This is a genomic window from Accumulibacter sp., from assembly GCF_032229525.1.
Classification (GTDB): domain Bacteria; phylum Pseudomonadota; class Gammaproteobacteria; order Burkholderiales; family Rhodocyclaceae; genus Accumulibacter.
Genome location: NZ_JAVTWB010000206.1, coordinates 21,825 through 34,501 on the forward strand (window position 1 = coordinate 21,825; position 12,677 = coordinate 34,501).

General features: G+C 64.8%; 8 protein-coding genes. 4 read left to right on the top strand and 4 right to left on the bottom strand.

The annotated features are described in order from the left end of the window. Positions 1-79: 79 nt before the first annotated feature. Positions 80-1,156: an efflux RND transporter periplasmic adaptor subunit gene (locus RUW20_RS16490; protein ID WP_313953313.1), complete on the top strand. Its 1,077-nt coding sequence runs from the start codon at positions 80-82 to the stop codon at positions 1,154-1,156. Continuing rightward, complete coding sequence (locus tag RUW20_RS16495) at positions 1,153-4,290, top strand: efflux RND transporter permease subunit (RefSeq protein WP_313953314.1); 3,138 nt, start codon at positions 1,153-1,155, stop codon at positions 4,288-4,290. The genes RUW20_RS16490 and RUW20_RS16495 overlap by 4 nt, the downstream gene beginning before the upstream one ends. Before the next feature lie 291 nt (positions 4,291-4,581). On the opposite strand, the gene RUW20_RS16500 is transcribed toward RUW20_RS16495, so the two are convergent. The 4 genes from RUW20_RS16500 to RUW20_RS16515 form a co-directional block, all read right to left on the bottom strand. Then, on the bottom strand, positions 4,582-5,166 hold the full coding sequence (locus tag RUW20_RS16500) for an NUDIX domain-containing protein (protein WP_313953315.1): 585 nt from the start codon (positions 5,164-5,166) through the stop codon (positions 4,582-4,584). After that, complete coding sequence (ybiB, locus tag RUW20_RS16505; protein WP_313953316.1) at positions 5,087-6,079, bottom strand: DNA-binding protein YbiB; 993 nt, start codon at positions 6,077-6,079, stop codon at positions 5,087-5,089. Before ybiB ends, RUW20_RS16500 begins: the two co-directional genes overlap by 80 nt. Positions 6,080-6,098: 19 nt before the next feature. Beyond that, entirely contained in the window at positions 6,099-8,861 is a 2,763-nt protein-coding gene (locus RUW20_RS16510) for a molybdopterin-dependent oxidoreductase (RefSeq protein WP_313953317.1), read from the bottom strand. A 452-nt stretch (positions 8,862-9,313) separates the two neighbouring features. Next, positions 9,314-9,982 (bottom strand): TetR family transcriptional regulator, encoded by a 669-nt coding sequence (locus tag RUW20_RS16515; protein ID WP_313953318.1) that lies wholly within the window; start codon positions 9,980-9,982, stop codon positions 9,314-9,316. A gap of 241 nt (positions 9,983-10,223) precedes the next feature. Between RUW20_RS16515 and RUW20_RS16520 the strand changes: the two genes are divergently transcribed. Further along, a complete protein-coding gene (locus RUW20_RS16520; RefSeq protein WP_313953319.1) occupies positions 10,224-12,047 on the top strand; it encodes an acyl-CoA dehydrogenase C-terminal domain-containing protein in 1,824 nt (607 codons plus the stop codon). A 58-nt stretch (positions 12,048-12,105) separates the two neighbouring features. Beyond that, positions 12,106-12,564: a hypothetical protein gene (locus tag RUW20_RS16525; RefSeq protein WP_313953320.1), complete on the top strand. Its 459-nt coding sequence runs from the start codon at positions 12,106-12,108 to the stop codon at positions 12,562-12,564. The last annotated feature ends 113 nt before the right edge of the window (positions 12,565-12,677 follow it).

Below are 12,677 nucleotides of genomic sequence, written 5' to 3' on the forward strand. Positions count from 1 at the left end.
CTGTCTGTTGGGGTAGTCCTGACACCTACCAACGCTGACCTTCCCCTGTGCACAAACCTGGCAAACCGACTGGAGCCCCATGAGAACAGCCACAGCCCTGTGCTCGCTGCTTGCCGGCGTGGCCATGCTCTGCGGCGCTGCCGAGGCGGTCGACCCGTTGCCCGGGGTGATCGTCGCCCGCGCACGCCAGATCGTTCTTGCCGACACCGTCGAGGCGCTCGGCACGCTGACAGCCAACGAATCAGTGGCCTTGACGGCGACGGTCACGGAAACTGTCAGGGTCATTCACTTTGACGATGGCGATCGTGTAGAAAGGGGCCAGCTGCTGGTCGAGATGAGCAGCCGCGAGGAACACGCCCAGCTGGCCGAGGCGCGCGCCACCGTCAGCGAGGCGCACGGTCAGTATCAGCGCACCAAGTCTCTGGCCGCCAAGGGTATCGCCACCAGGGCGCTACTCGACGAACGCCAGCGCCAATGGGAGACCGCGCGCGCGCGGCTGGCCGCCATCGAGTCACGCCTGGCCGACCGGCTGATCAAGGCACCGTTTGCCGGCGTCGTCGGTCTGCGCGACCTCAGCGTCGGCGCGCTGGTCGAGCCCGGCGACCTGATCACCACGCTCGACGACGATAGCGCCGTCAAGCTGGAGTTTCCGGTTGCCGCCACCCGTCTCGCCGTGCTGCGCCCCGGCCTCAAGGTGCTTGCCAGCAGCCGCGCCCTTGCCGGGCGCAGCTTCACCGGCACGGTCAAGGCGGTGAACAGCCGCATCGATCCGGTGACCCGTTCCGTGCGCGTGCGCGCCATGCTGCCGAACCCGGGACACCTGCTCAAGCCGGGCATGCTGATGCATGTCGTCCTGCAGCAAGCACCGCGCACCGCCCTGCTGATCCCGGAAGAAGCCCTGTTGCCGCTCGGCGAGCGGCAGTTCGTCTTTGTCGTGACCGCCGACAACAAGGTCGACAAGCGTCAAGTCCGTATCGGCGAACGTCGTCCGGGGTTGGTCGAGGTGGTGGAGGGGCTCGCCGCGGATGAGCAGGTCATCACCCACGGGCACACGCAATTACGCCCGGGGCAGGGCGTCCAGATCCTCGCCATCGACGACGGCAGCCGTAGCCTGCCCGAGTTGCTGCGCTCCTTGCCCGGCGGCAGTCGCCAATGATTCTTTCCGATCTGTCGGTCACCCGGCCGGTGTTGGCCTCGGTAATGTCCCTGCTGCTGATCGCCTTCGGTCTGCTCGCCTTCGACCGCCTGCCGCTGCGTGAATACCCCGACGTCGATCCGCCGATCGTCACCATCGACACTGGCTACCCGGGCGCGGCGGCCAACGTGGTCGAGAACCGCATCACCGAGCTGATCGAGGATCGCATCTCGGGAATCGAGGGCATCCGCTTCATTGCCTCGAGCAGCGAAGACGGACGTTCGCGCATCACGCTCGAATTCGCGGTCGGTCGAGATATTGATGCCGCCGCCAACGACATTCGCGATCGCGTCTCGGCGATCGTCGATGACCTGCCCGACGAGGCCGAGCGGCCAGATATCCAGAAGCAGGACAGCAACGAAGACGTGATCATGTGGCTCAACCTGGCCGGCGACGGCATGAGCATCCCGGAACTGACCGACTACGCCCGGCGTTACCTGATGGACCGTTTCTCGGTGCTTGATGGCGTTGCAAGGGTGCGCGTCGGCGGCGGTCAGGAATACGCGATGCGCATCTGGCTGGACCGGCGCGAACTGGCGGCGCGCAAACTCACCGTGGCCGATGTCGAGGCCGCCCTGCGCGCCGAAAATCTGGAGCTGCCGGCCGGCAGTATCGACTCCGAAAACCGTCAGTTCACCGTGCGCACCAAGCGCACCTTCCTGACGGCGCAGGACTTCGCCCAACTGGTGCTGGCACGCGGTGACGATGGTTACCTGGTACGGCTCGCCGACGTCGCGCGCGTCGTGCGCGGCACCAGCGAAGACCGCCTGTTTTTCCGCGGCAACGGCGTGCCGATGGTCGGCATCGGCATCACCAAACAGTCGACGGCCAATACCCTGGCCGTCGCCAAGGCGGCGAAGGCGGAGATGGCGCGCATCAATGGCACGTTGCCGCCGGGCATGGCGATCAAACAGAGCTATGACAGCTCGGTCTTCGTCGAAGGTGCCATCCGCGAGGTGTACAAGACGCTGTTCATCGCCATTGCCATGGTCGTCGGCGTGATCCTGCTCTTCCTCGGCAGCCTGCGCGCCATGCTGGTGCCAGCGGTGACCGTGCCGGTGTCCCTGGTGGCCACCTTCATGGTCCTCCTGGCGCTGGATTTCTCGCTCAACATTCTCACCCTGCTGGCGCTGGTCCTGGCCATTGGCCTGGTGGTCGACGACGCCATCGTGGTCATCGAGAACATCCACCGGCGGATGCAGCAATACGGCGAAACGCGGCTCGTGGCTGCCTTCCGCGGCACGCGCCAGGTGGGTTTCGCGGTGATCGCCACCACCGTCGTGCTGGTCGCCGTGTTCGTGCCGATTGCCTTCCTGCAGGGCAACATCGGCCGCCTGTTCGCCGAGTTCGCGCTGACCATGGCGGCGGCGGTGTCGTTCTCCAGTTTCGTTGCCCTGTCGCTGTCGCCGATGCTCGCTTCGAAGATCTTGCCGCCGGATGGCGGGCACGCGCGCCTGTCGAATGGCGTCGATCGACTGTTCGGCAAGGTGCGCAGCGGCTATCAGACCCTGCTGCAGGGCGCGCTCAGGCACAGCTGGATCATTGGCCTGCTGTTCGCCGGCCTGCTCGGCGGCTCGGTGTGGCTGTACCAGAACATCCCCGATGAGTACGCGCCCCGGGAAGACCGTGGCGTTTTCTACGTCATGGTCAGCGGGCCAGAAGGAAGCTCCTATCCCTATATCGCCGCCTACATGACCGAGATCGAACAGCGCCTGATGCCGCTGGTGGAAGGTGGCGAGATCTCGCGCATGCTGGTGCGCGCACCGCGCGCCTTCGGCAACCTGGAGATCTTCAATACCGGCATCGTCATCAACGTCCTCAACGACTGGTCACAGCGCCGCTCGGCCTGGGAGATCATGGAGGATGTCCGCCAGCGCCTCGCGGATCTGCCGGGCGTGCGCGCTTTTCCGGTCATGCGCCAGGGTTTCGGGTCGCGGATCCAGAAACCGGTGCAGTTCGTCATCGGCGGCGGCACCTATGAACAACTGGCGCAATGGCGCGATACCCTGGTCGAGAAGATCAACGCCAACAACCCCGGCCTGGTCGGGCTGGATTGGGACTACAAGGAGACCAAGCCGCAACTGCGGGTGGTCATCGACTACGATCGCGCCGCCGAACTCGGCGTCACTATCGGCGATATCGGTCGCACCCTGGAAACCCTGCTCGGCTCACGCCGGGTCACCACCTACATCGATGCCGGCGAGGAATACGACGTGATCCTCAAAGGCGAAGGCAACATGCAGCGCACCCCGGCCAGTCTCGAGCATATCTACGTACGCTCGGCGCGCACGCAGGCACTGATCCCGCTTGCCAATCTGGTACAGCTGGAAGAGTTCGCCGATTCGATTCAGCTCAACCGTTACAACCGGGTGCGCGCCATCACCCTCGAGGCCAACCTCGCCGAGGGCGTGGCGTTGGGTGACGCCCTGCGCAGCCTTGAGCAATTGACCAGGCAGCACCTGCCCAGCGAGGCGATCATCGACTACAAGGGCCAGTCGGAGGACTACAAGTCCACCGGCGGCACGATCGTCTTTGCCTTCGTGCTCGGTATCGCCATCGTCTTCCTGGTGCTGGCCGCGCAATTCGAGAGCTGGGTGCACCCCTTCGTGATCATGCTCACCGTGCCTCTGGCCATGGCCGGGGCACTGCTCGGGCTGTATGTTTCCGGCCAGACGCTCAACCTCTACAGCCAGATCGGCCTGATCATGCTGGTCGGCCTGGCCGCCAAGAACGGTATCCTGATCGTCGAATTCGCCAACCAACTGCGCGATGCCGGCAGACCCTTCCGTGCAGCGCTGGTCGAAGCCGCGGAGATCCGCCTGCGGCCGATCATCATGACCGGAGTGACCACCGCTGCGGGCGCCATACCGCTGTTGCTCTCTTCCGGCGCCGGCACCGAAACGCGTGCGGTAATCGGCACCGTGGTGCTCTGCGGCATTCTCTCGGCCACCTTGTTTACCCTCTTCGTGGTGCCGGTCGCCTACGACCTGCTGGCCAGGCACACCGGCTCGCCGAGGCGCGTCCACCGCCAGTTGGAGCAGGAGCTGGCGGCGAGCGATCAGGCGTGCGCGTCGGAACGCATGGACAAGCAGTGACGCAAGGAAACAGCGGGGAACGCGGGGGCTAATCGGCAATGGGGAAGACGCGCGCGCCCGATCGGCCAGACGATGATGAGTCGGGCGGACCTGGAGTTGATCGGGCATGACGACGCATCGCACTGTCCAGGCGCCCGAGATCACCCGCAACGCCCATCGCCCGATGAATCGGGCTCCTACACGTTGGCAGGCGCGGTGACGCCGCGCATGGGCCTTGACCTGCAGTCCGGCGTTGGCGAAGACAGTTCGGGCCGGAACACCATCGGGGCGCGCTGGACGCCCGGGATCAAGTCATCCGTGCAAGGATGAAACCGTGGCTCCACACTCACTGCGAGTTCCGAGAAAGCGCTCGAGGATCTGCCGCGTCGCAGCCGACATCCTGGCCGCGAGATGCGGGTTGTGCTGATCCAGGAAATGCAGGGCAGCTGCGTCGTCGCAGGCAATTGGGGTGCCGCTGGCGGTGGCCCAGACGACGTTGTGGCAGTTGGTCTCGGACTCGTGGGTGAACAGGAATTGCAACGAGTCTGCGAGCAGGCAGGTTTCCTCCGTGAGTTCACGAGCTGCGGCCTGCAGGCGAGATTCCTCGGGATTGATGCCGCCTCCCGGCAGCAGGATCAGCCCGCCGCGGTTTTCCACCAGCAGGATCTTGCCGTCGATCTCGACGATCACGGTGGCTCTTTGTCGCTTCATAGGGGTACTCCATGGGGTCTGGACGCCGGTCCGGAAAAACGCTTTCTCCGGTGGCGCGCAGCACGAATGACGATGACGATGGCCGAGGCGGCCGCTGGCCTGGGCGCTACACCGTCGCCAGGCGGTTGCTTTCCAGGGCGACCAGCGCCTTGGCCTGATTGAAGTCGCTGGCGCGGCCGCAGGCATAGAGGCAGCAGGCGAGTTGGTTGGCGATCGGCGCCGGCAGTTGGGCTTCGCCGGCGAGTACGCGGCGCATCCAGGCGACCGTCGCGTCGGCGTCGCAGGTTTCGGGTAGTTGCGGCAGGGTCCTCAGGCTGTCGCGCTCGGCTTCGAAGAGGACGTCGCTGACACCGTCGTGCACATGCTCGATCAGCGGGCGGCGTTTCGGATTGGCGAAGGGCTCGCCTTCGGTGCCGCGCAGCAACAGGGCATGCGCGCCGCCAGTCGCCAGCACGCTACGCATGCTGGTGATGTAGTCGGGGTGGGTCGCCGCAGCCAGCAGCAGCGCTTCGCCATGGAAAGGATCGAGCATCTTGACCAGACTGTGGGCGCTATTGCGCAGGCCGAGACGGCTGCGCAAGGCGAGCTGGCGCTCGAGAGCCGGGGACATCAGCGGCAGCGGCAGATAGGCCAGGCGGTATTCGTCGATCGCCAGTTGCGCCTGCTGCAGGCTGCTGCTGGATGGCAGGCCGAAGGCGGTGAAGATGTGTTCGCTGGTGACTCGTCCATAGTCGTCGCCAAGGCCGTGCACCAGCACCGGTACGCCGAAGCGCTGCAGCAGCAGGGCCAGGAGCGGCGTCAGGTTGGCGCTGCGACGAGCGCCGTTGTAGCTCGGGATGACGATCGGACGCACGGCTCCGGACGGCCGGCCGAGGCGCGGCAGGCGTTCGTTGGCGGCGGCCAGAAAGCCGGCCATCTCGTCCACCGTTTCGGTCTTCATGCGCAGGGCTATGGCGATGGCGCCCTGTTCGAGATCGGGCACGCTGCCGTCGAGAAGCGCGCCGTAAAGCTGTTGTGCTTCGGCGCGCGACAGGTCGCGGGCGCCCTCCGCACCACGCCCGATTTCCCTGATGACCGACGCCAGATCGATACCCGTCATGCTCCCTCCGATGCTGTCTTCAGGCCACCTGCGCGCTGGCCGTGCGCTCGGCCTGACTGGCGATCATCTGTCGCAGTTCGGGCAGACACGAGCCGCAGAAGGTACCGCATTTTCGCTTTTCCTGCAGGACTGCCAGCGTCGCGCCGGCCTCGAGATCGGCGCCAATCTGTGCTTCGGTGATGTCGGCGCAGTTGCAGACGACGCGGCTGCGCTGCGGCAGCTTGCCCGGTCGCTTGCCGATTGGTGCGACCGCCCAGCGGATGAGGGCGGGATCGAGCCCCGCCTCTGCCTCGTCGGCCGCGTTGGCCATCACCTCTTTCAGCCACGACTGCGCCTGCGTCTCGCCGGCGAGGCGAACGCCGATCAGCTTGCCGTCCGGGGCGAGTGCGCGCTTGCTGATCTGGCGGCGGTGATCGGCATAGACGATCGCTTTGTCGTCGGCGTCCAGGCCGAACAGCGCGTCGATTTCCCGCAGCCGGCTTTCGGGCAGAGCTTCGCCATGCGCGGCGCGAAAGACCACCAACGGCTCGGCACGGCCGTAAAGGCCGACGGTGGCGAAGGCGAACTCGCGCAGCAGCGCGCGCGCCTTGTCGAGCAGGGGCAGCGCGTCGAGTTCGCCGGCGCCGGCCTTGCGCAGAATCACCAGCTGCCACGGCAGCTCGGCCTTTTCGACGGCGACGGCGGCATGCTTGAGTTCGGGCTGCTGCGAGATGGGGTCGTAGGCCGAGAGGGTCAGCGCGTTGACCCCGGGGCTGCTCATGAACTGGCTGCCCCAGTGCATCGGCAACCAGGCGCGGCCGCGCACCAGGCCGGGGTCGGGCTTGACGCGCAGGTGCACTTCGCCGCGCGGATTGCTCACCCGCACCACGTCGCCGGTGCTCAGGCTGCGTTGGCGCAGGTCGGCGGGGTGCATCGACAGCAGTGGTTCGTCGTCGAGGTTGAACAGCCGGGCGACCGTGCCGGTACGGCTCATACCGTGCCACTGGTCGCGCAGGCGGCCGGAGAGCAGGGCGATCGGACGCGCTTCGTCGGTCGTTTCGGCGGTTGGGCGGTGTTCGACATTGACGAAGCGGGCGCGGCCGCTGGCGGTCGGGAACACGCCATCGGCGTACAGCCGGCGGCGGCCGCTGCTCGCGCCCTCGGGCAGCGGCCACTGTTGTGGGCCGGCCGAGTCGAGCAGGGCGTAGCTGATGCCGGTGATGTCGAGGTCGCGCCCGCGCGTGCTCTCGCGATGTTCGTTGAAGATGGCCTCGGGGCCGGTGTAGGGAAAAAGCTGCCCGGTCAGCGGCTGTCCGAGCCGTGCGCCGAGACGGCGGGCGAAGTCGACGACGATCTCCCAGTCGGGCCGCGCTTCGCCCGGGCGGGCGACCGCCGGCGTGATGTGCGTGATGCAGCGCTCGGAGTTGGTGACCGTGCCTTCCTTTTCTCCCCAGGTGGTTGCCGGCAGCATCAGATCGGCGTAGGCGGCGGTGTCGGTGTTGGCGTAGGCTTCCTGCAGGACGACGAACTCCGCCGCCTGCAGTGCTGCGCGCACCTCGGTCTGGTCGGGCAGCGATTGCGCCGGGTTGGTGCAGGCGATCCACACCGCCTTGATCTCGCCGCGCTTGAGCGCCGCGAAGAGTTCGACCGCCGCCTTGCCGGGTTGCGCGGGCACCGACGGCACGCCCCACAGGCGGGCCACTTCGGCACGGTGTTCCGGGTTGGCGAGGTCGCGGTGCGCCGAGAGCAGGTTGGCCAGGCCGCCGACTTCGCGGCCGCCCATGGCGTTCGGCTGCCCGGTCAGCGAGAACGGCCCGGCACCCGGGCGGCCGATGTGCCCGGTGGCCAGATGCAGATGGATCAGCGCGGCATTGTTGTGCGTGCCATGCGCCGACTGGTTGAGCCCCTGGCAGTACAGTGACAGCGCCGCCGACGCCTGGCCGAACCAGCGCGCCGCCTGGATGATCTCGGCCTCGGCGAGCTCGCAGATCCCGGCCACCACGGCCGGCGGGTAGGCGGTGAGCGTCGCTTCGAGCGCGGCAAAGCCCTCGGTGTGGGCGGCGATATAGTCACGGTCGACCAGTTCCTCGACCAGCATGACGTGCAGCAGGCCCAGGTACAGCGCGATGTCGGTGCCCGGCTTGAGCGGCAGGTGGAGGTCAGCGATCTCGGCGGTTTCGCTACGTCGCGGGTCGACGACGATGATCCGCAAGTCGGGGTTGGCGGCGCGTGCGTCTTCGATGCGGCGGAAGACGATCGGATGCGCGACCGCCGGGTTGGCGCCGGCGATCAGCAGGCAGTCGGTGAGCGCGATATCCTCGTAGCAGCACGGTGGCGCGTCGGCGCCGAGCGTCTGCTTGTAGCCGGCCACTGCCGACGACATGCACAGGCGTGAGTTGGTGTCGACGTTGTTGGTACCGATCAGGCCCTTGGCGAGCTTGTTGAAGACGTAGTAGTCCTCGGTAAGCAACTGGCCGGAAATGTAGAAGGCGACGCTGTCCGGGCCGTGCGCGGCGATGGTTTCGGCAAAGCGCTCGGCGGCGTGGTCGAGTGCTTCGTCCCAGCCGAGCCGCTGGCGCGGCAGCGTTCGCTGCCGACGCAGTTCAGGATGCAGCAGGCGATAGTCCGGGCGTGCCGTCAGGTGCAGCGATGCGCCCTTGGTGCACAGGCGACCGGCATTGGCCGGATGTTCGGGGTCACCGCGCACACCGGTGATCTGGCCGCCTTCAGTTTCGATCAGCAGCCCGCAACCGACGCCGCAGTAACAACAGGTGGATTTGGTTGAAGTGACTTGCTGGTTCATTTTTGGCTCCTGCTTGTGCAAAGCAACAGCTGTGCCATGCTCGCAAGTCCTGGATTCGCTGCGCCGAGCAAGCGTGCCGGCGGCGAGCCTGCCCCGGCGTGGTGCATCGTGCTGCGCCGCAGTGGGTGGCCGCCTCAATGCGGGGCGGCGGCTGCCCGCCGGGTCAGCGCTGGCGCTTCAGGGGCAGCGTTCGGGATTTCGGTGTCGTGATGACACGCTGTTCACCGATCAGTTTTTTCGGCAAGCCCCGCTGCCAGAATTCGACAGAGAATAGCAACTCAAGCACGCTGGTCGATTGGTGACGAAACGGCTAGCGGTCGCGGTGGCTGCATGGCGGACTGCTCCTCGGCCACTGCCGCCATTCGGCCTGCTGGCTGACTCAGTCGGCAATGAGTCGGTAAGGGGCCGTACGTCTACCAATCACGCTGAGCGGTTGAATTTCCTCTCCTTCGTCAGCTTCTGGTCAATGCGTCGTTCAACCGGGTCGCGCCAAACAGAATGATCTTGAGCTGTTGAACGAAGTTTTCCGACATTTCGGCTTCGAGCAGGGCCTGGTCGGGGGGCAGGTCGAGCACGTCGGTTGCTGCCGCGAGCATGGTCATCACGATCATTCCGCAAACCATCTGCAAACTTGCCGTCGGCAGTTGCGCGTAAAGGCCGCGCATCCGGAAATCCTGCGCCATTTCATTGGTGAAATGGGTGACGTCATTGCGAATCGCCAGGCGCAGTATGCGGCTGCCCCCGGAACGCTCGCTCGATATGAACACGAACTGCAAGCGGTTCAGTTTGACGTACTCGAGATAGACGCTGACCGAACGCCGCAGCATGTCGCGCGGCGCCACATCCATCTTGCGTGCCTCACGCAACAGCCGACGCAGCGTAATCCCCACCTCTTCAACCAGCACCAGGCCCAACTCGTCGGTATTGCGAAAGTGACGATAGAAGGCATTCGGCACCACGCCGGCTTCGCGGGCGATTTCACGCAATCCAAGACTGGTGAAACTGCGCCCCTCGCCCATCAGGGTCCGTGCGGCCTGCAGGAGCTTCGCACGGGTCAAGTCCTTGCGCGCGCTGCGTGGCAGGGGTTCGGGATCCTTCGATGCAGTTTTTCTGGGTGGCATGGCGGCGCTCCTGTTGCACTGTATAGAACACGCGTATCTGTAACAATGCGTGTTATATCACTATTTATGCTCAACAAATCATGGTGATAGATGTAGGTTAAAAAAAAAGAGCTGACAATCTAATGTTTGGGTGTACATGCGTACACTCTCCGTAGTAACCTGACACAAGTGGCCGCACGTCGCAGATCGTACGTAGCGCGTAGCGCCAAGCCGCTCTGTCACTGTCGCGAAAGACCGCATCATGCCGACCTATAAAGCTCCCCTGCGCGACATGCGCTTCCTGATCAACGAGGTGCTGGACTACCCCGCGCATTACGCCGGGTTGTCGAACGGCGGCGAGGCAACGCCGGACATGGTGAATGCCATCCTTGAAGGTGCCGCCACGTGGTGCGAAGAGGTCCTCGCGCCGATCAACCTTTCCGGCGACCAGGAGGGCTGCCACTTCAACGCGGGCGAAGTCACCACCCCGACCGGCTTCAAGGAAGCTTACCGCCAGTTCGTCGACGGCGGCTGGCAGGGGTTGTCATTTCCGACGGAATACGGTGGTCAGGGGTTGCCGACATCGCTCAGCCTGTTCAGGACCGAGATGATGGGCGCCGCCAACTGGTCGTTCAACATGTATCCGGGGCTGAGCCTGGGCTGCATCAACACCCTTTTGCGGTACGGTACCGAGGCACAAAAATCGCTCTATCTGCCATCGCTCGTCAGCGGCGAGTGGACCGGCACCATGTGCCTGACCGAGCCGCAGTGCGGCACCGATCTGGCGCAGGTCAAGACCCGGGCCGTGCCGCAGCCCGACGGCAGCTACAAGCTCACCGGCACCAAGATGTTCATCTCGGCCGGCGAGCACGATCTGGCCGGGAATATTGTGCACATCGTCCTCGCCCGCCTGCCCGATGCCCCGGCCGGCACACGTGGCATTTCGCTGTTCGTCGTGCCGAAGTTTCGTGTCGCCAAAGACGGCTCTGCCGGCCAACGCAACACCGTCAGTTGCGGCTCCATCGAACACAAGATGGGAATTCGTGGCTCGGCAACCGCCGTTCTGAATTTTGACGAGGCAACCGGGCACCTGATTTTCGAACCCAACAAGGGCCTGGAAGCCATGTTCACCTACATGAACACCGCCCGAATCGGAATCGCGATCCAGGGCGTCGCCCACGCCGAAGCGTCCTTTCAGGGCGCACTGGCCTATGCCAAAGACAGACGATCAATGCGCGCCCTCTCGGGAAAGAAGGAACCCGAGGCCAATGCCGACGCCCTCATCTGGCACGCCGATGTGCGACGCATGCTGCTAACCCAAAAGGCCATCGCCGAAGGGGGGCGGGCGATGATCTATGCGGCCGCCCAGACAGCCGACCTGATGTTCAACGCCACGCTCGAAAACGACCAGGCCAGCTACGACCACTACGACAACCAGCTCGGCTTCTACACCCCCATCCTCAAGGGTTTTCTTACCGAAATGGGCCTCGAAGCCGCCAATATCGGCATGCAAGTGTTCGGCGGGCACGGCTATATTCACGAGCACGGCATGGAACAGATCGCCCGTGATGCACGCATCTCCACCCTGTATGAAGGCACCACCGGCATCCAGGCGCTCGACCTGCTTGGCCGCAAGGTATTGATCGGCACCAAGGGCAAGTGCGTGCGCGAATTCACGCGCATCATGCTGCGCCTGGCAAGAGCCAACCTGTTTGCGCGGGGCCCCATCGGCACCATGGCGCGCTCGATCATGAAACGCGCCATGGAGTGGAACATGCTCACTTTGCGCATCATGTTGCGGGCGGGCAAGGATCGCGATCTTGTGGGGTCGGCCAGCGTCGACTACCTGATGTATTCAGGCTACGTCATGATGGGGTATTTCCTCGCCCTGCAAGCGGAGAAAGCGCAAACGCTGATGCTCAGCGGCAAGGGAGCCGAGTCTGTGGATTTCTATCGCGCCAAGATTCAGACTGCCGCGTTCTACTTTGACCGTGTCTTGCCCCGTGCTGACGCGCACCGCAAGAGCGCACTGGCACCGACGCACTCGCTGATGCAGATGGACAACGGGAGTTTCGCGTTCGCGTGATTCACGGTGACGATGGGTGTCGGCCATCGCGCCACCCCCGCAGATCAAAGGAGAATTCGTGCTTACCCCAGCAAAGTCATCGACCAAACAAGCCGCGACGGCTGTCGTCAAGACGGCAGCCAGGGACAGCGTTCCCGTGTCGGCCAAGAGACCGCGCACGGCCAAAGCCAAGGCCACCACTTCAAGCGGGCCGTCACTGCGCTTCTATCACTCCAAGGCGTTGCGCGACAAGACGAATACGGTTCTGTCGGCACTGGCGACGCGGCCAATCCAATCCAATGACGGCGAGACCGTCGCTGACCTGGTCACGGAACTGGTCGAAGCGGGCATGGATTACTACTTCTTGAAGGCGCTGAAAGAGGCTCATGTCGGCTTTGTCGCCGAGCAATCGGCACGGCTAGGCATATCCGGGGCAGTCAAGCTCATCAGTTCGGTCAGCCGCAAGTTCATCACGCGCATGGATCAGGCACAACTGCGGGTAGTCGCCACCCATATCCGCTCACTTGCCCTTACGTAACTGCTGTACCCCCCAACTTTGGCGGCATGACCGGATTGGCGGAGTTGTGTGCATTGGCCCTCTGGCAGCTTGCGAAGTACGGCAGCCGTTCAGATGGCTGCCTGTCGGAATCA

What these genes read in the sequence shown, in the direction of transcription:
- RUW20_RS16490 (WP_313953313.1), top strand. Translation starts at nt 80, where the DNA reads ATGAGAACAGCCACAGCCCTGTGCTCGCTGCTTGCCGGCGTGGCCATG.
- RUW20_RS16495 (WP_313953314.1), top strand. Translation starts at nt 1,153, where the DNA reads ATGATTCTTTCCGATCTGTCGGTCACCCGGCCGGTGTTGGCCTCGGTA.
- RUW20_RS16500 (WP_313953315.1), bottom strand. Translation starts at nt 5,166, where the DNA reads ATGCCTGCGGCCGCGCCAGCGACTTCAATCAGGCCAAGGCGCTGGTCG.
- ybiB (WP_313953316.1), bottom strand. Translation starts at nt 6,079, where the DNA reads ATGACGGGTATCGATCTGGCGTCGGTCATCAGGGAAATCGGGCGTGGT.
- RUW20_RS16510 (WP_313953317.1), bottom strand. Translation starts at nt 8,861, where the DNA reads ATGAACCAGCAAGTCACTTCAACCAAATCCACCTGTTGTTACTGCGGC.
- RUW20_RS16515 (WP_313953318.1), bottom strand. Translation starts at nt 9,982, where the DNA reads ATGCCACCCAGAAAAACTGCATCGAAGGATCCCGAACCCCTGCCACGC.
- RUW20_RS16520 (WP_313953319.1), top strand. Translation starts at nt 10,224, where the DNA reads ATGCCGACCTATAAAGCTCCCCTGCGCGACATGCGCTTCCTGATCAAC.